The 21813-nt window shown below is 40.6% G+C and carries 22 protein-coding genes; 4 read left to right on the top strand and 18 right to left on the bottom strand.

Annotation, left to right across the window (positions count from 1 at the left end; genetic code table 11):
* Positions 1-91: 91 nt before the first annotated feature.
* From FN809_RS05400 to FN809_RS05360, 9 genes are all read right to left on the bottom strand, one after another.
* Positions 92-1231 (bottom strand): acyloxyacyl hydrolase, encoded by a 1140-nt coding sequence (locus FN809_RS05400; RefSeq protein ID WP_142532477.1) that lies wholly within the window; start codon positions 1229-1231, stop codon positions 92-94.
* 119 nt (positions 1232-1350) lie between these two features.
* The gene (locus FN809_RS05395) at positions 1351-2046 is read right to left on the bottom strand and encodes a zinc metallopeptidase (protein ID WP_142532476.1); all 696 of its coding nucleotides are present in this window, start codon (positions 2044-2046) and stop codon (positions 1351-1353) included.
* A 526-nt stretch (positions 2047-2572) separates the two neighbouring features.
* Complete coding sequence (locus FN809_RS05390) at positions 2573-4081, bottom strand: MBOAT family O-acyltransferase (RefSeq protein ID WP_142532475.1); 1509 nt, start codon at positions 4079-4081, stop codon at positions 2573-2575.
* A 278-nt stretch (positions 4082-4359) separates the two neighbouring features.
* Positions 4360-5826 carry an SGNH/GDSL hydrolase family protein gene (locus FN809_RS05385; RefSeq protein WP_142532474.1) on the bottom strand — a complete coding sequence of 489 codons (1467 nt, stop codon included), beginning with the start codon at positions 5824-5826 and terminating at the stop codon, positions 4360-4362.
* 276 nt (positions 5827-6102) lie between these two features.
* Complete coding sequence (locus tag FN809_RS05380; protein ID WP_142532473.1) at positions 6103-7179, bottom strand: 3-oxoacyl-ACP synthase III family protein; 1077 nt, start codon at positions 7177-7179, stop codon at positions 6103-6105.
* A gap of 56 nt (positions 7180-7235) precedes the next feature.
* Positions 7236-7988: a UDP-2,3-diacylglucosamine diphosphatase gene (locus FN809_RS05375; protein ID WP_142532472.1), complete on the bottom strand. Its 753-nt coding sequence runs from the start codon at positions 7986-7988 to the stop codon at positions 7236-7238.
* A 32-nt stretch (positions 7989-8020) separates the two neighbouring features.
* Complete coding sequence (locus FN809_RS05370; RefSeq protein WP_246095473.1) at positions 8021-9196, bottom strand: TlpA disulfide reductase family protein; 1176 nt, start codon at positions 9194-9196, stop codon at positions 8021-8023.
* Positions 9197-9252: 56 nt separating this feature from the next.
* Positions 9253-9978 carry a hypothetical protein gene (locus FN809_RS05365; RefSeq protein WP_142532471.1) on the bottom strand — a complete coding sequence of 242 codons (726 nt, stop codon included), beginning with the start codon at positions 9976-9978 and terminating at the stop codon, positions 9253-9255.
* Complete coding sequence (locus FN809_RS05360; protein WP_142532470.1) at positions 9978-10700, bottom strand: RDD family protein; 723 nt, start codon at positions 10698-10700, stop codon at positions 9978-9980. Before FN809_RS05360 ends, FN809_RS05365 begins: the two co-directional genes overlap by 1 nt.
* A gap of 102 nt (positions 10701-10802) precedes the next feature.
* Between FN809_RS05360 and FN809_RS05355 the strand changes: the two genes are divergently transcribed.
* From FN809_RS05355 to FN809_RS05345, 3 genes are read left to right on the top strand one after another with little or no spacing between them, the layout of a single operon-like run.
* Complete coding sequence (locus FN809_RS05355; RefSeq protein WP_142532469.1) at positions 10803-11801, top strand: stage II sporulation protein M; 999 nt, start codon at positions 10803-10805, stop codon at positions 11799-11801.
* 48 nt (positions 11802-11849) lie between these two features.
* On the top strand, positions 11850-12422 hold the full coding sequence (locus FN809_RS05350; protein ID WP_142532468.1) for an NADPH-dependent FMN reductase: 573 nt from the start codon (positions 11850-11852) through the stop codon (positions 12420-12422).
* A 43-nt stretch (positions 12423-12465) separates the two neighbouring features.
* On the top strand, positions 12466-12696 hold the full coding sequence (locus tag FN809_RS05345; protein WP_221929368.1) for a nitroreductase family protein: 231 nt from the start codon (positions 12466-12468) through the stop codon (positions 12694-12696).
* A 129-nt stretch (positions 12697-12825) separates the two neighbouring features.
* Here the strand turns inward: FN809_RS05345 and ahcY are convergent, their stop codons facing one another.
* The gene (gene ahcY, locus FN809_RS05340) at positions 12826-14250 is read right to left on the bottom strand and encodes an adenosylhomocysteinase (RefSeq protein ID WP_142532466.1); all 1425 of its coding nucleotides are present in this window, start codon (positions 14248-14250) and stop codon (positions 12826-12828) included.
* A gap of 232 nt (positions 14251-14482) precedes the next feature.
* Here ahcY and FN809_RS05335 point away from each other — a divergent pair, with 232 nt between their 5' ends.
* A complete protein-coding gene (locus tag FN809_RS05335) occupies positions 14483-15658 on the top strand; it encodes a phosphoglycerate kinase (protein WP_142532465.1) in 1176 nt (391 codons plus the stop codon).
* A gap of 152 nt (positions 15659-15810) precedes the next feature.
* Here the strand turns inward: FN809_RS05335 and folK are convergent, their stop codons facing one another.
* From folK to rsgA, 8 genes are all read right to left on the bottom strand, one after another.
* Positions 15811-16179 (bottom strand): 2-amino-4-hydroxy-6-hydroxymethyldihydropteridine diphosphokinase, encoded by a 369-nt coding sequence (gene folK / locus FN809_RS05330; RefSeq protein ID WP_142532464.1) that lies wholly within the window; start codon positions 16177-16179, stop codon positions 15811-15813.
* A 161-nt stretch (positions 16180-16340) separates the two neighbouring features.
* Positions 16341-16730 (bottom strand): FolB domain-containing protein, encoded by a 390-nt coding sequence (locus tag FN809_RS05325; protein WP_142532463.1) that lies wholly within the window; start codon positions 16728-16730, stop codon positions 16341-16343.
* Positions 16731-16732: 2 nt separating this feature from the next.
* Positions 16733-17452 carry an SDR family oxidoreductase gene (locus FN809_RS05320; RefSeq protein ID WP_142532462.1) on the bottom strand — a complete coding sequence of 240 codons (720 nt, stop codon included), beginning with the start codon at positions 17450-17452 and terminating at the stop codon, positions 16733-16735.
* Positions 17453-17587: 135 nt separating this feature from the next.
* On the bottom strand, positions 17588-18604 hold the full coding sequence (locus FN809_RS05315; protein ID WP_142532461.1) for a beta-ketoacyl-ACP synthase III: 1017 nt from the start codon (positions 18602-18604) through the stop codon (positions 17588-17590).
* Positions 18605-18813: 209 nt separating this feature from the next.
* Entirely contained in the window at positions 18814-18999 is a 186-nt protein-coding gene (gene rpmF, locus FN809_RS05310; RefSeq protein WP_142532460.1) for a 50S ribosomal protein L32, read from the bottom strand.
* Positions 19000-19011: 12 nt separating this feature from the next.
* Positions 19012-19554 carry a YceD family protein gene (locus FN809_RS05305; protein WP_142532459.1) on the bottom strand — a complete coding sequence of 181 codons (543 nt, stop codon included), beginning with the start codon at positions 19552-19554 and terminating at the stop codon, positions 19012-19014.
* 136 nt (positions 19555-19690) lie between these two features.
* Entirely contained in the window at positions 19691-20830 is a 1140-nt protein-coding gene (locus tag FN809_RS05300; protein ID WP_142532458.1) for a sensor histidine kinase, read from the bottom strand.
* Positions 20831-20857: 27 nt separating this feature from the next.
* Positions 20858-21784, bottom strand: coding sequence for a ribosome small subunit-dependent GTPase A (gene rsgA, locus FN809_RS05295; protein ID WP_142532457.1), 927 nt, complete (start codon positions 21782-21784; stop codon positions 20858-20860).
* Positions 21785-21813 lie beyond the last annotated feature (29 nt).

The raw sequence follows: 21813 nt of genomic DNA, 5'->3' as shown, positions 1-21813 counted from the left end.
TATTTTTTTCCAAACCACAGTATTAAACTTCCGTCGAATTAAATTTTGGCGGAAGTTTTTTTTATGGTCAAAATCAATATTTTCCTATGCATCACCATAACCTGACGCCTAATCCCAACTCTATCCAATCGGCTTTAAAACCATCTTGTGTTTTCAAGCCGATTTGAGCAAACAGATGCTCCGTTGCATGAAACTTTAGGGCCGGTCTGATAAAGAACTTGCCTTTGTATTTTCTGGCTCTTTGGTGCAAGTAGCTTCCCACCTGAAAACGAAGCGCCATTTTCCAAAACATTAGATCGTAACCACCATGAAATCCAAAGAAATATAAATTATCATTTGGAAAATATTTCTCTAAGCTGGAATCGTAAAAGGCATCTAATCCTACGGCAAAACCACTTTTCGCATTCAAAATATACATATATTCGGCCATGGTGCTAACAGTGACATATTGCTTGGTGGTACCACTGTTTTCATCGTTTTGCACCAATCCTCCGGCGCCATAAACAGCTATTGTAGATTTACGAATGGATGGCGCCTTTTGTTTGGGAATAGGCTTAGGACGAACATTTAAAATTTGTTGTGGAAATTCCGCATTATCCACCCTTTTTTGTTGCGCATTAAAATGATATCTAAACCCAAGGTTTAATCCCCACATATTTAATCCTGCATTGGGCTTAAACATTCGGCCATTGCTAAAATGCGTAAAGTCGAGCCCGTAAATTAAATCCATCTCCCGATTTAGCCTGTATTTGGCACCCAGGTTCAGGTTAAAATAAACATTAAATCGGGAGCCAATAGCATCATTGCTTATATTCGTTTCCGGATTGTACGGGTTTAAATCGTAACTCAATCCAAATGCTGGTTCAATTACCATTTGGTGTCTGTTGGGCTTTAATAGCGGAAAAGAGATGAATCCATAAAAAGCGCCGGGTTGACCCAATAAATCAGGATTTCCTATAAAACCGCTATACCATCCTATACCGTAGGCCGGGTAGGCAAAATAACTCTGCCAGGCATCCGGATTGTTGCTCTGCCAACCATAGCGAACCTCAATCGCCCCGTAACCATTTTCCAGGGCTTCTTTTAATTTTTCACCTGTATATAAATGGGCACCCGAATGCCCTTTAATCTCAAAAAACCTGAATTGATTTGTAGGTTCTGAATCTTGCGCATACAATGTGCCATAACTCATAAACAATAACCCTATGCACCACTTTAAAAACCCTCTCATGTGTATATATATTTTAAGCGCTCATGATTACCCCTAATACAACTAAGAAATTCCCTCAAATACAAAAAAACCTCTTTTCCCTAACGAAAAAGAGGTTCAATTGTTTTAACACCATCTTATTAGTCATTCATCCCAATATAGCTAAGCACATAATATAAAAGTGTAACCAAGGATGATAGCGCCGCTACCACGTAGGTATAAGAGGCCCATTTAAGGGCGTCTTTGGCTTTGTGATGGATGGCGCCGGTTGCTACACCGCTACTGTCTAACCAAACCAAGGCTCTGTGCGATGCATTGATTTCTACCGGCAGTGTAATGAATGCAAATAAGGTAAAAACAGCATAACAGGCAATGATGATTTGCAAAGCCAGCTTATATGGCAGCAGTTCAGGCAACAAAAGTCCGCCAAATATCATTACCATAAATATAACATTTAAAACATTGGCGCTTACATTTTGAATAGGCACCAGTGCCGAACGTAGCTCCAAAGCGGCATACCCGTGTGCATGCTGTACGGCGTGACCGCACTCGTGCGCAGCTACTGCAGCCGATGATACACCGTACCCTCTGTATACTTCGGGACTTAAATTTACCGTTTTGTTGGCCGGATTATAATGGTCGGTCAACTGTCCTGGTACCGAAACCACTTTTACATCGTGGATATCGTTGTCGCGCAACATTTTTTCTGCCACATCCTTACCCGTCATCCCGTACGCCATCGGGATTTTAGCATACTTTTTAAACTTTGATTTTAATGTTGAACTAACAGCCCAGCTCAACAATAAAAACACACCAAAAATAAATAATAAGCCCATAATTGTATTGTTAAATTTTCATTTGTTACTTATATAATTATCAGAGTAGCTTATTTGATGCCATAATCGGCATAAAAATAAACCTCTCCTTTACAAATCCACTTTCCATCAAAAAGTTTGCCACAGCCATAAAGTGGCTACATTAGACCTGCAATTTTGAAACCGCCTGTAAAACTACTGACAATTTTTCAGTCACTTACTACTCTAAAGGTATTGGGAAAGGTAGTTAAGTGGATATTTCTGTAAAATATTTCCTATTACACCGCATTATCCACGCATTTACCTCATGGATTTGAATGGCTGTACTGTTATCTTTTACTTATCTAAAATAAATCTTGAAGTTCTATTTCTATTAGCCACTAAATTTTACAAGCAGAAATTTAACGAGCTGGGCAGGTGGTTTATTTTCAATTCACTAATATTCTTTTCTAAAATTGAAGTACTGCTACACCGGGTTAACCAGGCCTGCATTCATGTTCCCGTGCATTTATCAATAGCTCAGGTTACAATTAGCACAACCCACTTATTAAAATCTAAAATAAATAAATGGTTTGATGTCCAACAAACTAAATTGATATATAATTACGCCAAAAATAACTACCGCCAGTATTTTAACGATTATATTGGCTTTAACAAGTTTCCATTTCAACAACCTTTCGAGCTCCGAGGGCAACCAATGAATCATATACCCCAGAAACAGGATGAGCAGAACGCCCGAATAAGAATTGAAAAGCTTGGCCATATCGTATATAGAAAAGGCAGATAACAAACGTATAAAAAACAATTGCAGTGTTTCCACGTCGGGGGAGCGAAACACTATCCAGGTGCCCACAATAAAATGAAAGGTGAACAGAAAGCCAATAAACCCGGGTATTTTAAACCTGGTATTTTTTATACCCGCGAAAATTAATTTCTCAAATAACAGGGCCAGTCCGTGCAGTGCACCCCATATTACAAAAAGCCATCCGGCGCCGTGCCATAATCCGCCCAGTAGCATAGTAATCATCAAATTAATACCCGTACGCACCAACCCTCTCCTGTTCCCGCCCAGAGGTATATAAAGGTAATCGCGCAACCACGATGAAAGAGAGATGTGCCATCGTCGCCAAAAATCGGTCACCGAAGTAGCAACATAAGGCAGATTAAAATTATCGGGCAGTTTAAATCCTAATATCAAAGCTACACCGATGGCAATATCGGTATAACCCGAAAAATCACAATAAATTTGCATGGTATATGCATAGGCTGCCATCAGCAGTTCTACGCCACTGTACATCATGGGTGCGTCAAAAACCCTATCCACAAGATTTACAGACAGATAATCGGATATCACCATTTTTTTAAACAGGCCTCCCATAATAAGCCAAACCGCCAGCCAAAATCGTTTTTCGGACAACACATATTTTTTATGCAGCTGAGGAATAAATTCCCAGGCTCTTACAATTGGCCCTGCCACAAGTTGTGGGAAAAACGAAACGTAAAACCCAAAGTCGAGAATGTTTTTTACCGGTTCAATCCTTTTCCGATATACATCCACGGAATAACTGATGGTTTGAAAAGTAAAAAACGAAATTCCCACCGGCAAAAGGATATGCTCTACATCTAAATTTGCATTAAACAAAGCATTGGTAAACACCGAAAAATAGTTAGCCACATGCAACTGTATTCCCGTAGTTTGCTGTAGGAGGTCGGCAATGAAATAGCTGTATTTAAAGTAGGCCAGCAGCCCAAGGTTTACAAATAAACTAAGCGTAAGTAATAATTTGCGTAGTCCTTGTTTGCTGGCTGTTCCCATACCTATGCCAATGGAATAATCAACCAAAGTTGAAAACAGCAGTAAAAAAAAGTAATATCCACCCGCTTTGTAATAAAAAAATATACTGGCAACAAATAAAAAAGCGTTGCGCAACACGCTGCGCTTATATAGCAAAGCGTTTCCGAAAAGCACAATGCCATAAAACAGCCAAAATAAGTAATGTGTAAAAACAAAACTGGCGTTTGGGTTATGTCGTAATAAGCTTAGCAGAAGTTCCAATAGCAGCGATTAAATAGATTTGAAGATAAAAATAAAATAATATCTTTTAAAACTAACGATTCTATTTGTGGAGATACGGAAAAGAAATACCCAAATAATAAACAGGTAATATTTAATGTTTTAAATCGCAAATACCTTAGGCTAATCCTGCTATAATACCGGGCGCTATATAAGAAGGGCAGCGCAGAAAGGTAAAAATACATTTAATCTTGACCATTCGTAAAACAACCGGATCTTTAAGTAACGATTCAGTACTGTTATTATGCCTCATTTCACTGTTATGGCTGCGCTCCCCCACCCCTTTCATACTCATTCATAATGGCGCTATATAACCAATCGGCCACTTTTTTGCCACCGGGTTTATTAAAATGCGTATAGTCACTCATGGCCAGTCTGGGATTTCCATTAACCCATTCAATCATGGAACCCTGTCCGCCCATGGCTTCGAATAAATCAAAAAAAGCAAAACCCGCTTTTACTGCTGCTGCTTTTTGCGCCTCTTTAATTTTATAAATATGAGTGTAAGCCTCTGCACGACCATCAGTAAGCTTGCCCACATCGCCCACGCCAACCACCACAACGGGCACTCCAGGCATAGTCTGTTTAAGAATTTGCAGTTGTCGGTAGAAAGTGAGACGGTAAAAAGTATAATTTTCAGTTACAGTAGGAACCATATTGGTACCGTATTGCAATATTACCATACCAATATTCATATGCCCGGCCATTTGCTTATATAAAAGTGTATCCGTTTTATCCAGCCGGGGTGATGATTGGCCGCGCATGGCTATATTGTCCACCGCAATGCCAGTCAGGCTGTCTAAACTCATGCCCAAAAACAATGGACTAATCTCCGACTCAAAAAAGAGGGAAAATTTTTTTGGTGCACTTTGAAAAGTCCAGTTAATCTCCGTGATATTTTCGTCTGTCTTTAGCGAATCGGAGCTAATCAGTTCATTGCCCCAATAGGCCTTGATGGTGAACGGGTGGACAATATTTTTTAAGAATAACCTCGACTTGTAATAATGGGATGCACCCGGTTGTGCCATGGACGAACGTGTAACGTGTACCGATGACTCCCCCACCGAGTCGATAAGAGAAACCTTGCCCATAATGCCGTATTGATTGTCCTTTATCATTCTTGGGTACTTGTACACCACATGCTCGCTCCATAAACCATCGTTACGTATCCATACAGATGGGAACTGTTTAAGCGGATCGTACAACGGAACAAGCCCCGGTCCTGAGCCTTTAAAATTCGTTTGGAAACTCTGACGCAAATAACGCGATATGCGGTCGCCCTCTATTTGCGAATCGCCCATGTGCAAAATGCGTATCACTTTTCCGGAATCGTCGGCCGTTTCAATTTTACGGTAAAAGGCCTGTAATAACTGTTTAAATGCCTGCGGATATATCAGACGTAATTCGGGAGCCACACTATCCCGGACAATTGTATCCACAATTAATTGGCTTATGGTGGTGAGGGTGTCGGTGGTAATTGAATCAAATGGTTGAAGTATATTGGCCCCGGAGTCATCCAATTCATTGATTGTTAGCATTGCTGTATCCGACGCCGGAACAGGCAAGGGCATTTCTTCATGTGTGAATATTTTACTCAGAGAAAGCCATCGTAGTTTATATTCCGAGGATCCTAACTTTACACCATCCGCAGGTATAAAATAACTGAGCACCCCAAACATCATTAAAACAATAAGATAGTATAAAAATATTTTGGGGGGTTTTAACATGCTGCCGACCGAGTTAGAGAAACATGTTGTAAATGTAAAAAAATATTAGTGAAACGCAGCAGATGCTAGAGCGCTAAATTAAGCCTTAATTACCTGAAGAGCAAGTATAATAAGCACCCGCTAATGCCCCTCATAAAAATACGATATTAGTGTGTGGCTCTTTTAAAAATGGCCAATACAAGGCTTTATACCGGAAAAACATAACGCAAGCTCTGCTCTGCTATGCAATTTCCTATTTAGTTGTAATTTGTAACTTTACAGGCTCATAATTCCGCATTAGGGCATCTTATACATATAGGCGTTAATGTTCATGCCCGCCCCCACGGAGGTCATCATTACGTAGTCACCACTTTGCAGGCTTTGTCCTTTTAATTTACCACGTACAATCAGATCGAATAAGGTGGGCACCGTGGCCACGGAGCTGTTGCCTAAAGTTTTAATGGTCATGGGCATTATATCATAATCTACCTCTTTTTGGTTATACAAGCGATACAAGCGCTTTAGTATACCTTCGTCCATTTTGGCATTGGCCTGATGGATAAGCACTTTACTAACATCACCAAGACTCAGGTTATTGGCGTCCAAACACTCTTTGGCTACCATGGGCACGTACGTGAGGGCGTAGTTGTACAACCTTCGGCCATGCATTTTAAGGTACATGTGGTCGTCCTTAAGGGTGCTATTGTATGAATTCCCCATTTGAAGCAGGTCCATATGATCTTCAGTATCGGTACGTGCCGCATGTTTTAAAATACCCACGGGGGTATCACTCTCTACCGCCTGTAGTAATGCAGCACCGGCTCCATCTGCAAATAACATCGCATCCCTGTCGTGTTCGTCCATCATACGGCTAAGCGTGTCGGCTCCAATAACCAGAGCACTTTTAGCATCACCGGACTCAATATAATATTTGGCCTGTACCATGGCTTGTGTCCACCCGGGGCAACCAAAAGTAATATCGTAAGCAACCGTTTTGGGGTTTTTGATTTTAAGTTTTTGCTTTACCCGGGAGGCCAGGGTAGGTAGTGTATCCGGAAAATGACTACCATGTTTGATGTCGCCCAGGTTATGAGCAACTATAATATAATCCAGCTTTTCTCTGTCGAAGTTAGCGGCATCGAGTGCATTTTCGGCAGCAAAAGTAGCTATGTCGGAAGTTACGTATTTATCTTCGGCAAATCTTCTTTCCGTGATATCTGTAATTTGCTCAAATTTACTGACAATTTCTTCTCCGGGTGTTTCTATAGGGGTACCGTCATCATTTAAAAACTGCCTGTTTGCAAAATCAATGTTTTTTATTACCACGGGTGGTATATACGACCCTGTACCAGTAGCAACCGCATAAATCTTCATCTTCTTTTCTGGTTTTTTCTCATTAAATCAATACTAAACACACACCGATGGAATGCTTAGCTTAAAAATTTTAATTCAAATTTTTTGCCATCCCATACTCCGTACGAACGATGGTTTACCCAATCGCCCAAATATATAAAATGGCTGTTTTCTTTAAATTTCGTATTAAGTGCTATGTGTCGGTGCCCAAAAACAAAATAATCGAAATGCTCCTTTTCCAGTATATCTCTGGCATGAAGCATTAGCCATTCTTTTTCTTCGCCTAAAAATTTTGCTTCATCTGAATTTTCGTTTTTCAGCCTGCTTTGTTTAGACCATTTACGCGCAAAACCAACTCCAAAATTTGGGTGCAGGCGAGCAAACATCCATTGCAATATTTTATTGGTAAATATTTTCTTTAAAAAGTTATAGTTCTTATCATAGGGTCCTAAACCGTCGCCATGTGCCAAATAAAATCGTTTGCCATTGAGTTTTGTTTTTAAGGGTTGGTGATGCACTATCATACCCGTTTCTTTTGGCAGATAATCAAACACCCATACATCGTGGTTACCGGTAAAAAAATGAACGGGAATACCACTGTCTGTAAACTCACAAATTTTACCCAAAAATCGGCTGTATCCGCGTGGAACTACATGTTTATATTCAAACCAAAAATCAAAGATATCTCCCAACAAGTATAATTCGGCTACATCGGTTTTAATGGAGTCCAGCCAATCAACAAATATCTTTTCGTGTTTTCTTCCATCTTTAATTGATGGCGCTCCGAGATGCACGTCCGAGGCAAAATAAATCTTCTTCCCTTTTTCCAAACTTTTTTTATCTAAAACACCACACAAAGCTATTAGTTGAGCAGGTCGTTCAATTTTTCATCCAGCACCCTGCCGAATAAATTTTTTCCTATAATTTCACCCTCGCGGCTAATAAGATAATTGCCAGGCAGTTGTTGCACATTATATAAGCGTGCAGGATAAGAGTTAGTGTATTGCAGGTCGCTCACATTAATCCAAGGAAGTTGGTCCTTTTTAATGGCATCTTCCCATAGCAGCTTGCTTTTATCCAGCGATACCTGATATATCTCGAAACCTTTTGAATTGTACTTTTTATAGATGCTTAGGAGGCGTTTATTCTCTTGCACCGATTTAGCATCCCACGACGCCCAAAACGAAAGCAGCACCAATTTACCCTTAAGCGATGAGAGTTTTACTTTTTCACCTTGCAGGTTTTCCTCTTCAATTTCGGGAATGGAGCTCACCCCTTTGGCTTCGGACAACATTTTATCCGACAAAAGTTGTGATCGCTGCTCTCTTTTAACACTAAGCACAAAGTTTTTAAGTTGCTCCACACGCTCCGCTTCGGGATAAATTAAATTTAAGCTGGTTGCTACCGTGGCATACATATTCAAGTCCTTTTTATTGTTAGGGTCGAGAATGAGTGTACCATCGTCGAAACGCTGAAAAATAGCATAGTAACTGGCAAAAGAACGTGGATTGTTCATCACAAAATCGTAAATAAAATCCTTTTGTTTATTTACCGTTTCCTGCAGTGATTGGCGTAACTTATCGCCATCTTCACTTTCGGATTGCGGCAGTGCATTGTACTTGGTAATCAGGCTGTCTATATCGTTTTTGGTAGATTGAAGCTTACTGTTTAGTGTTTTTACATAGGAGGAGCCCATAGAACCGGATACCGTGTAACTGGTTTCAAGGTTTTTTGCATCGGCCAACACCTCAATTTTTTCGGTCGAGTCGGCCAATAGGGTTATCAGGTTATTTTCCGATAATTTCAGCAACATAAAAGTAGGATGTTTCAATCGGGGAACTGAAAATTTGAAAGTACCCTTTTTTCCGAGTATAGCCGAATCCAGCGGAGTAACTCCATCTAAATTAAGATGTTGAAGATAAAGTGTTTTTCCTTCAGCTGATAAAATTTTGCCACTAACTTTTAACTGGTTTTTATTACCACAGCTTCCCATTGCAAATAGGATTGCCGCAAAAAGTACAGTCCTTAATATATTCATTTGTTGTTTGCTATTATACGTTTACTTTGCCTTAATTTTTGGCCTCAAAGATAATTTTATTTTTCGGAATAGGCCTTAGTTATATCATTATCGTATTGTTGAAACAACTTTTTTAGTTGTGGATTGTCACTTAACTGCTCTGCATTATTTAAAAAAAGTGTGCTATCTGACTGCAACGAAAACTGGGCAATGTTCCCTGCTTTTTGATTGAGCATAAAAAAGTCGATGACCGGTGAGTTCACTTCTTTTGCAATTGCGATGCTTTTATTTTTATAAAAAGTACAAAGGCTGTCCTTTAGGCTGTACATTTTCTCGTACAAACGCTTGTTGTATGGCTTTCCGGACATAGCGTCAAATTCGTGGCTTAGTTTTTCCATGGCAGCTTTAAATTCGGCGTTATTTCTTTCGAGTGCCCAGAGAGCCATCATAAATTTTGAGTTATTGCTGCGGCACGATGCGGAAACGTTATTGGCATCAATCTGTAAATTAATGTAATCGTCGGGCTTTAGAAATAAATTGACCCGGTCCGAATCATTTAAAGTGAGAAAATAAAACCCGGCCCCCTGAATGCTTCGCTGTGGCACCGAAAAAAAACCCTGAATATCCACTTCGATGGTGTCGAGAGCTACAGCAGGAGCTTCATCGCTGTATAAAAAAACATTCGTTTGACGGAAATTACTAATCAAACCTTCTATTAGCGGTATCTGTTGCTCTTGTTCCTGCGTGCACGAACCCATTAAAATAATGAGTGCCCCAATTAGTATGTGCTTTATTTTTTTCATTATTTATGCAAGTAATTAAAATCTCTCAATAAGTCTTCTAAAAAAGTTTTGGCCGATCCGTTAATCCGGGTGATACCAAGTTTTTGCTTTAAGGCATTCTGCGTTTTTAAGTGCAGGGGATGATATTCAATTAGGCCTCCACTATCGTTTTGGCCCTCCACAAATCGCAGCACTTCTTTAATGGTAGCGGCATCCTCATCCGAGAGCATATACGATTGCGGGTACACAGGGATGTAATCCGGCGGGACTTCTACATAACTTGTTTGTTCCAATAATATGGGGCGAGTTGCTTTTACCACGGTGGTATTGCTTAGCATATCGCCCAGACGCTGCGCCTTGTTGCTTACCAAAATTGCGATTACGGCTACCGTACCCCACATAATCCATATGTCTATAATGCGCAACAACCATCGAGTAAGACTTTTGCCCAGCGTTAGTTCCGCTCCGTCGAGAGGGGCTACTTTTATTTTTAACAGCATCTTACCAAAGGTTTGCCCATCTAAAAAAAATTCGGTGAGCAAAGTGTAAAAAGTGGCGGGCAATATAAAAATAACATGCCAGGGTGCAAAACCACCGGGGCGCACCAGCAACACAGCCCATAAAATATACCACGAACTCAGCACAAGCATATCAAAAGCAAATGCCAGAATACGGTCGCCAATACCGGCAATCTTATATTCTAACTCAATATTTTGGGTAGTGGAAATATGTACATATTCCATAGAAAAGTTTTACATTTTTCAAATGTAGCAAATTTAGATGTAATGATTATATTTGATTTTTAAGATGTTTTAAATAATCCTTGGTCGCACATAAAACAAGCCATGAAAGAAATCACTTTTATCAAGCGAAACAAGATGCGCTGGGAAAGCTTCGAGAAAGATTTAAAGGGGACTACTAAGATGCACCCGGACAACCTGGCCGACCAATTCATTCAACTGACCGACGATCTGGCCTTTGCCAGAACCTTCTATCCCCATTCCCATATCATCGCTTATCTTAATGCGCTAACGGTAAAAGCACACCGCGAGATTTATAAAAACAAAAAAGAAAAATCAAGTCGTTTTAAATCTTTTTGGCTTACAGAACTGCCCATAGAGCTGTATCATAGCCGTAAGAATTTCATTATTTCCCTGGTCATTTTTTTAATGGCCGGTTTGCTCGGTGCTGTTTCGGCGTTGAACGATGATGGTTTTGTGCGTTTGATAATGGGCGACAGCTATGTTAACACCACACTGGATAATATTGAAAGGGGCGATCCGATGGGAATATACGGCCATATGGGAGAAGTGGAAATGTTTTTTGCCATCACATTTAATAACATTCGGGTTTCTTTTATCGTTTTTGTTTTTGGCATGTTCACCTCACTCGGTGTAGGGTTTGTATTGGTCCGAAATGGAATTATGCTTGGTGCTTTTCAGGCATTTTTTTATCAGAAACAACTTTTATCCGTCTCCACACTCGCCATTTACATTCATGGGGCACTGGAGATCCCGGCCATTATAATTGCCGGTGGTGCCGGTATAATACTGGGCAATAGCTTAATGTTCCCTAAAACCCTGCCACGCATTACTTCGCTGCAAATAGGAGTAGGAAGGGGGATGAAAATTATGATGGGTTTAGTGCCTGTATTTTTGGTAGCCGGGTTCCTGGAGAGTTTTGTTACCCGTTTTTACAATACCATTCCGCTGGCCATTAATCTTTTTATTATATTAGGCTCTTTAGGTTTTATTGTGTGGTATTTTTTCATTTACCCCACAGTAGTACACAAGCAACGTAATTGTTCCGGAATACCCCGCAACGCAGAAGCAATCCGGGCATAAATAACAGTTCCGTTTCAAAATAATCACTCATCTTAAAAATTTTATGTAATGTACAAGCTCAAAATTATTTCTTCTACCGTTCGTCCTGGTCGTAAAGGCCCGATTGTAGCCAGGTGGATTACTGAATTAGCAAAGCAAAATAAAAACTTTAACGTTGAACTTATAGACCTTGGCGAGATTAACTTGCCCATGATGGACGAACCCAATCATCCGGTATTAAAAAAGTACCAACATGAACATACCAAACAGTGGAGTGCCAAAATAGAGGAAGCTGATGCTTTTATTTTTGTGACGGGCGAGTACGATTATAATTATCCGGCACCCTTACGAAACGCATTGGAATACCTCTTTTTAGAGTGGAATTATAAGGCAGCAGGCATTGTGAGCTATGGAGGTATTTCCGGGGGCACCAGAGCTGCAAACAGTTTAAAAGCAGACTTGTCCACCTTTAAAATAGTGCCTTTAACAGAAGCAGTAAATTTTCCGTTTTTTCAACAGAACATAAATGAGCAAAATGAATTAGAAGTTACGGATTCTTCGCACAGAGCTGCACAGGCTATGTTCAAAGAATTAATAAGATGGACAAAAGGCCTGAAAGGAATAAGAGAAGATAAAGGGTAGCGATATAGAAAAAGCCGGTAATTTAAAAGAAAAAGGCTATTGGGTGCAGGACTGTGCGGCAGCCACCCAAAATATACTTATTGCCGCTGAGAGTATGGGATTAGGTGCGGTATGGACTGCTTCATATCCTTATGATGACAGAACGAAAGCGGTGATAGAAAGGCTAAATCTGCCCGGGAACCACGTACCTTTGAACGTTATACCCATAGGGTATCCTACCGGCGAAGACCTACCCAAAAATAAATGGAAACCGGAGAATATTATTTGGCAATAAAGGCTAAACAGATCTGCCGGGTGTCAAATAAATGCATATAGCTGTTTAAAATTAACTTTATACTTGACTATAAATAAAAAAAGGCTTGCCAAGCTGAAGCTGACAAGCCTTTTTTGTAGCGATATATTACTAATATCTGTAATTCTCCGGTTTGTAGGGACCTTCTTGTGGAATACCCAGATAATTGGCTTGTTCCTTAGTGAGCGAAGTCAGTTTAACCCCTAATTTTTCAAGGTGCAGGCGGGCGACTTCTTCGTCAAGTTTTTTGGGTAAAACATATACCCCAACTTTGTAGTCTTTTTGCCACAGCTCCAATTGAGCTAATGTTTGGTTAGTAAAGGAGTTACTCATCACAAAACTAGGATGGCCGGTCGCATTGCCCAGATTAACTAATCTGCCACGCGATAATAAAATTATGGAGTGACCATCGGGGAATTCAAATACATCCACCTGTGGTTTAATATTCTTTTCGATAATACCCGGATACTGCTCCAGCTTTTCTACCTGTATCTCATTATCGAAGTGGCCAATATTGCAAACGATGGCTTGATCCTTCATCTTTTCCATGTGCTCTATGGTAATCACATCTTTATTACCGGTAGTGGTAACAAAGATATCGGTTTCGTGAAGCGCATCTTCCGTTGTGGTCACTTCATACCCTTCCATGGCAGCTTGTAAGGCACAAATAGGATCTATTTCGGTAACCAGCACTCTGGCACCAAAACCGCGCATACTTTGTGCACAACCTTTGCCTACATCTCCATAACCACATATCAACACTGTTTTTCCGGCTACCATTACATCGGTGCCCCGCTTGATACCATCGGCAAGGCTCTCGCGACAACCGTACAGATTATCGAATTTAGATTTGGTTACCGAGTCATTTACATTAATGGCGGGGAACAACAGCTCGCCTCTTTCCATCATCTGGTACAAGCGGTGCACACCGGTGGTGGTTTCTTCGCTCACGCCCTTGCAAGTTTCGGCAACTTGCGTCCATCGATTGGGGTTCTTTTTTAATTCAATTTTAATGCGCTCTATCAGCTCCCTATAGTCTTCGCCCTCACCACTGTAATCTTTGTCAAGTATAGCATTGTCCATCTCTGCCTGGCGCCCTAAGTGAATCATCATGGTAGCGTCGCCCCCATCGTCTACAATAAGATCCGGACCCTTACCTTCGCCAAAGTCCAATGCTCTTTCGGTGCACCACCAATACTCTTTCAGTGTTTCGCCCTTCCAGGCAAACACCGGAACGCCGGCCTTAGCAATAGCAGCTGCAGCGTGATCCTGTGTGCTGTAGATATTACAGCTACACCAGCGCACATCCGCCCCCAAACATACCAGCGTTTCAATTAATACGGCTGTTTGCACGGTCATGTGCAAGGAACCCATTATTTTGGCTCCTTTTAAAGGTTTTTCATTTCCGTATTTAGCACGCAGGGACATCAGACCCGGCATTTCCTTTTCGGCAATTTCAATTTCTTTTCGGCCAAAATCGGCTTCACTCATATCTTTCACTTTATACGGAAGTGTATCCGTTAACATCTCAGCCATATTTCTTTTTTTAAAAATTTAGTTATTCGGATTACAAAAGTAGTAAAAAAGCTTTATGCTCAAAAATTGGCCTTTACAACAGAGGGTACCTTAAGAATCAATCCAAACTTACATACCTGCATCTTTCCGCAATAAAATACTTATATTTGTGGCTCAAAACCATCCGATAGTTATTGAATTGAAACGGGGGTTGAGCGAGAACTTTTATTAAAAACCATATAATTTTATTGACATGCCTTCAATTAACACTTACAATTTTTCAGGAAAAAAAGCCATTATCCGAGTGGACTTTAATGTGCCTTTGAACGATAAATTTGAAATCACAGACGATACGCGCATCCGTGCCGCGCTGCCCACTATCCAAAAAGTTTTAAAAGACGGCGGAGCTGCAATTGTAATGTCGCATTTGGGGCGACCAAAAGACACGTACGACGAGAAGTTTTCGTTGAAGCATGTGGTGAATCATCTGTCCGAGCTATTGGGGGTTGATGTTAAAATGGCACCCGACAGTATTGGCGCCGAAGTAAAAGAAATGGCTGCCGGACTCAAAGCAGGTGAGGTACTGCTGTTAGAAAACCTAAGATTTCATGCCGAGGAGAAAAAAGGCGACGAGGGTTTTGCAAAACAATTGGCCGAACTGGCAGAGGTGTATGTTAACGATGCATTTGGAACAGCACACCGTGCACACGCCTCTACCGCTGTTATAGCTGAATATGTTGATGTTAAGATGGCCGGCTTTTTACTGGAAAAAGAGATTAAATTTTTAGGCGATACTGTAGCTAACCCCGAAAGACCGTTTGTGGCTATCGTGGGAGGAGCTAAGGTTTCGGGAAAGTTAGAGGTTCTAAAGTCCTTGATCGAAAAAGTAGATACCATTCTTATTGGTGGTGGTATGGCCTACACCTTCCTTAAGGCGCAAGGCCACGCCATTGGGGGTTCCTTGGTTGAGGATGATTTAGTGGATACTGCAAAACAAATTTTGAAAGATGCTAAATCCAAAGGGGTTAAATTTATGTTGCCCTTAGACAACCTGGCTGCTGATAAATTTGATAATGAGGCAGATATTCAGGTGGTAGGCATTGAGATTCCGGAAGGAAGAATGGCGCTTGACGTAGGACCTAAAACCGTTGAAGCCTATGCTGCCGAAATAGCCACAGCTAAAACTGTGATTTGGAATGGCCCAATGGGATGTTTTGAGATGCCTAACTTTGCCAAAGGTACTTTTGGCGTTTGCGAGGCTGTAGCCCAGTCCGATGCCATCTCTATTATTGGTGGGGGCGACTCGGTTGCCGCAGTTAACCAAAGTGGATTGGCCGATAAGATGAGCCATATCTCAACAGGTGGAGGTGCTTCTTTAGAATTCCTCGAAGGAAAAGAACTTCCCGGGGTTAAAGCAATTAGAGAATAATAAGTACTTTATTAAATCGACTAGGCCTGCAGGAAAATTTTCTGCAGGCTTTTTTTTATATACACAAATCTGAAGTGAGGAAACCAGGAGGTTCAGGCTATTGCCTATGCATCATTCCCTTTTTTATTGACTATCCAAATACGATCTCCCCCCTATAACACCTCCCTTACTAAGCTTTGCAAAAAATCGCGTGTATAGTAGTCGTCATCCACCACTTGGCCATTCCAGAGGATTACATCCAGGTCAATTTCGCGGGGGCCAAATTTGGGACGGGTACGATCGCGCCCCATACGATCCTCCAGGTTTTTGAGTGCGGTTTCCAGAGGTTTTAACTCCAGGGTGGTTTCCATCACTAAAACACCATTAAAAAAAACCGGCTGCTCAGTGATGCCTATGGGTTGTGTTTGCATCCATTGTGAAACTTTTACTACACTAAATTGCTCTTTTAACAGCTCAACAGCACGGTTCAAATTCGCCGGAGCATCAATGTTTGAACCCAATCCTATAATGGCTTTATTCATCTGTATTATTCTCGCCTTTATTGTTTATACATTTTAACCCTACAACAAAAGGGCTACAATGCTTTCCACACTTCCCCTTGTCCGTTGCATATGCATCTTATAGTTTATGCTTACCTGCGAAGCACCCTGTAATAACCAATTAAAAAACCAAAAATTATGTACTAAACCGACTCATCGAAACCCGTAGTTTCTCTGCCTATATTTTTTGATTTTGAACAGGTAAATGAAACACTCCGGGCAAAACGTAAGGCATGGGGTTTATCTACTTCAATATTCACTTTTTCCACCCGCTCCATCTCCAGAATCAAGTTGGCCACATCATTGGCAACCTTTTCTAAAAGGGCAAAGTGTGTACTTTCAACCATATGAACAATTTTTTTGCAAATAGTTCTATAGTCCAAAGCTTGCGAAGGATTATCACTCTCTTCCTCCCCTTCCGTTGAATAATAAATCGCTACATTTAGCAACAAGTCTTGCTTTTTGCCCAACTCATGTTTATTGAACCCTACTTGAGTTCTTAACAATAGGTCTTTAATACGAATGATTTCCATAATTATTTTAGATGAGCACCACTATCGCAAAAAATTATTTGCCCGGTGATGGATGGGTTATTCAATAGAAAACTAACAGTTTGGACTATATCATCTGTACCTACCTGTCGTTTTAAGGGTGTATTGGCAATCACCTTTTCCAAATGTTTCTGATCTTGATTTGGTGGTGGTAACACCGGTCCCGGTGCTATTCCATTCACTCTTATAGCCGGAGCCCATGCCAGTGCCGCCATTTTTGTAATCGCATCTAAGCTTTTTTTAGCAAGTAAGTAGGCCGCGTGGGTTTCTATATTTTTAATCACATTTGTATCCAGCATGTTTATTATACTTCCCTGCCCAAAGTGCTTTTTAAAAGTTTGCATCAAAAATAAGGGTGCTTCAAAATTAACCCCCATCTGCTCGGCCAAAAAATCCGGTGTAATATCAGTAATACTTCCGGGGGTGAATATGCTGGCATTATTTATCAGAGCCCTTAACTTCATATTTTTAACCGGAGTATTTTGGAACAAGTTTAGCACTTCCTTTGTGCTGGAGAGGTCACATTGCATGGTGGGGAATTCCTGCCGGGGATAAGCCTCCTTAAGCTGTGCTGCTAATTTAAGCGCATCTTTATCGCTGCTATTGTAATGAATAAGTACGCTCCATCCTTCTGCTGCCAGTTGTTGCGATATAACAGAACCAATTCTTTTAGCTGCTCCGGTAACCAATACATATTTTTCCATACCACAAAATACGCTAATTCCTTAAAAATACAAAAGGGTAACTTCCATAAGAAATCACCCTTTAATAATTTATTTCAAGTAGAATGTATAATTACCTACTATCCACTATATTCTACTTTTATTTATGCCGTCCGTCTATTTCGAACCATCTGCAACAGCCTTTCCGTCGTAGCCCCATTTTAAATAAATAGCACCCCAGGTAAATCCTGCACCAAACGCCGACAATACAATATTGTCACCTTTTTCGAGTTGATTTTCCCATTCCCACAAGCACAATGGAATTGTTGCCGATGTAGTATTACCGTAACGCTGTATGTTTATCATTACTTTTTCCTTCTCCAGCCCCATTCTGCGGGCAGTAGCATCGATAATTCTTAAGTTGGCCTGATGGGGAACTAACCATGAAATATCGTCTGAAGTAAGGTTATTCTTTTCCATTATCTCAGCCGACACATCGGCCATCTTGGAAACCGCATGTTTAAATACCGCAGGGCCATCCTGATATACACAATGCTCTTTGTTATCTACCGATTCGTGCGACGAGGGGTACTTGGATCCTCCGGCTTTCATGAAAAGATGATGACGTCCGGCGCCATCACTTCGCAGTATTGTATCCATCACCCCCACTTCTTCTTCTGACGGTTCTATCATAACAGCCGCTGAAGCATCGCCAAACAAAACACAGGTTGTGCGATCGGTATAGTCCGTTATCGACGACATTTTTTCGGCGCCTACCACAACAACTTTTTTGTGTCCGGTTTTAACAAATTTAACCGCTGTATCCAGTGCATATAAAAATCCTGAACAAGCTGCGTTGATATCGAAACTTTGAATATTACGAATACCTACCTTGTCGCAAATAATGGCCGAAGTTCCGGGAAAGATATGATCGGGTGTTACGGTAGCGCAAATTAACAAGTCCACCTCTTCCGGTTTAGTACCTGTTTTTTGCAGCAGTTGTTTTACCGCTTCGGCACCCATTTCGGAAGCACCTTTCGCCTCACCCTTTAAGATGCGTCGTTCTTTAATACCTACTCGCGACATAATCCACTCGTCGGAGGTGTCCACGATGGTACTCAACTCTTCGTTGGTTAAAACATACTCTGGAACGTACGCACCTACGCCGGTGATAACTGCATTAATATTTTTCATGTGTTTTTTTTGTTTTGCCTGCACGCTCAAAATGAGCCGACAAAGGATATAAACTAGCCCGAGCTTGGTTTGCTCCGGCGTTTTTCAGAAACTAACTTATAATGGTTAGAAAATGCCGACGTTTTTACTCTATGGTATTGCTATGCCATAAAGCAAAATTTGCCTCGCAAAGCGAAGCAAATTTAAAAAGTACTTTTAAAAATAAAAAGTTATGCCGTAATTTCTTTTTCAACAGCTAATTTTCCTCTATAATAACCACACTCACCACAAACGGTGTGCATTTTTACAGTAGAACCACAGTTGGAGCATACTCCCAATGCAGGCACGCTAGCTTTATCGTGCGTCCTTCTTTTGTCTCTTCTTGTTTTCGAAATCTTTCTCTTAGGATGTGCCATTTTATTAACTCTTTACTTATTATTATTATATTTTAATTTTTTCAAGGCATCCCATCTGGGATCAGTTATTTCCTCTTCCTTGCTATCATTATGGTGATATTCTCCCGAAAATTCCTCAAGCCTGGCTTTCATCTCGGGGTCGCAGCTCTTATAATCTTCATGGACAGATCGCAAAGGCATACTCACCACAATATATTCATAAATCAAATGCGCAATGTTAATTTTGCTTTCGTCCTGTGGAAGAACGATAACCTCCTCATTGGATTCATCATACTCAATCCCAAACTTTACATACACAGCACCTTGATAGCTAACCGGTACAGTAAGAGCACCAAGACAGTTGTCACATATACCTTTAACGCTACCATGTATATTAAAATCCAGCTGGAGCATTTGTGTTTTTTTATCCAACTCCACTTCTATCTCAAAATCACCGTCCGCAATAATCGACTCCTCTACAGCCTTAAAAAACAACTGCCCTATACTAAAGTGAAAGTGATGTTTGCCGTCCTTTAAGCTCTTAAAGTTTATATTGTACTCTTGTAGCTGATACATTTCACTGTGAATAAAAACTTTGCAAAAGTATAAAAATATACCCGATTACATAAACTTATCCCTAAATTTATTTCTAATTTTTGTTTTAGCTACTCAAAAACCCATTACCATATTGATTAATAATTAATTACACCCATCATAAGATTATTCGAAAAACGGTTTTCTTACCCGGTTCCGATTCTTTTACGATTATTTTTCCTTTGTGATATTCCTCCACAATGCGTTTGGTAAGCGTTAAGCCCAGTCCCCAACCACGTTGTTTGGTGGTGTAGCCCGGTTCAAACACGGTTTTAAAGTTTGATTTTACTATACCTTTACCATTGTCTGTAATATCAATGGTCACTTTATTGCCTGTTTTTATTGTAGATATAATAATCGTACCCTGACCTTTTATGGCATCAATAGCATTTTTAATAAGGTTCTCGAATACCCACTCCATCAATATTGCATTGACCTTCACATTAGTATCTTCGGTTAAATTTAACACATATTCCACCTTATCGCTGGTACGTAATTTCAGGTATCGGATACTTTGCTCTATAATATTGTTTATGCTGATGTGTTTTAGTATCGGTGTGCTGCCAATTTTAGAAAAACGATCGGCAATATTCTGTAAACGCTGTATATCCTTTTTCACCTCATCAATCCCCTCCGTTTGTGGGTTACGCAAGGCCAGCAATTCAATCCATCCATATAACGAGGAAATGGGGGTACCCAACTGGTGGGCCGTTTCCTTGGCCATACCAACCCACACCTGGTTTTGCTCTGTTTTACGGGCGTTACTGAAGCCTACATACGCAATAAACACAAAAATTGAAACAATAAGCAGTTGTAAAATAGGAAACCATTGTAGCTTGGTGAGCAAGGTGGAGGTCCGGTAATACAGGTACTGCTTTTCTCCATCACCCAAATCTATGACTATGTTTTTTCCTGTGCTTTTCATCTGATGCAGTTGCTGCTGCAAATACCTGTTCGACTCCCTAACCGAAGCTTTTAGATTGCGATGCTGCAAAATGGAATCGTTTTGATCCACAATAATAACGGGAACGGTAGTGTTGTTTTTAAGCACTTCGAGGGTTAAACCTATGGTACCATCGTTAGTTCCCGGTTCCACCAGTTGACGTGTGGCCTCAGCCCAAAGTTCTACTTTTTTCTTTTCTTCAAGTTTTAATTCGCTTACTAAATGGTTGGTATAAAGTGAAGATATTGAACCGATCACAATGGCGCCAAGCAACATCCAGAGTTTAAATCGTTTTTTGTGTTGGTAGTGTTTCATATATAATTTTGGATGTGCCAGCCTTTTTTAGCGGTGCTTCTCCGTACTTGTATCGTAAATATTTAAATAACTGTTGTATCGGGTTGTAGCAATCGCGCCTTCTTCTACCGCTTTTTTTACCGCACAACCGGGCTCGTGTATGTGTGTGCAGTTGTCAAACTGACATTGGTGTGAGTGCTCAAATATTTCCTTGAAAAAATGGTGCAACTCTTCCTTTTCAATATCTATCAAACCAAAGCCCCTAATTCCAGGAGTATCGATTATGGCACCGCCAAAATTAAGATCATGCATCTCGGCAAAAGTGGTAGTATGTTTTCCGCTTTGGTGAACGTCGGAAATCTCGGCTACCTTTAAATTTAACCCGGGCTGTATGCGGTTTATTAGTGTCGATTTTCCCACCCCCGAGTGGCCGGCAATAACGCTAACCTTATCCTTTAAAAGCTCTACGACTATACCCAAATCGTCCTGCATTTTAGCCGATATAGCAAAGGTAGGATATCCAATTTCCTCGTAAATACCCCTTAAGTTTTCTACCATATTTTTATGCGCACTATCGTAACGATCCATTTTGTTAAAAATTATTTTAACCGGAATACGGTAGGCCTCAGCCGATGCCAAAAAGCGGTCGATAAAAACAGTAGTGGTAATAGGATAATTGATGGTTACCAGTAGCAAGGCCTGGTCGATATTGGCCGCGATAATGTGCGATTGCTTAGATAAATTGGTGGCTTTACGGATAATGTAATTTTTTCGTTGCTCAATTTTTGATATCACCCCCATGTCGCTATCCTCTTCCATGGTAAAACTTACGTGATCGCCAACAGCAATGGGATTGGTACTTTTAATACCGTCCATCCTGAATTTTCCCTTGATAGAACAGCTTACAAGATTCCCCTCGTTCGACTTAACCAAATATCTACTTCCGGTAGATTTAAAAACAATGCCCTTTTTCAAAATGCTAAAGCTTTAAAGTAATGTATGAT

This window comes from Saccharicrinis carchari (genome assembly GCF_900182605.1).
GTDB classification, from domain to species: domain Bacteria; phylum Bacteroidota; class Bacteroidia; order Bacteroidales; family Marinilabiliaceae; genus Saccharicrinis; species Saccharicrinis carchari.
This window is presented reverse-complemented; position numbering and strand designations above follow the sequence as displayed.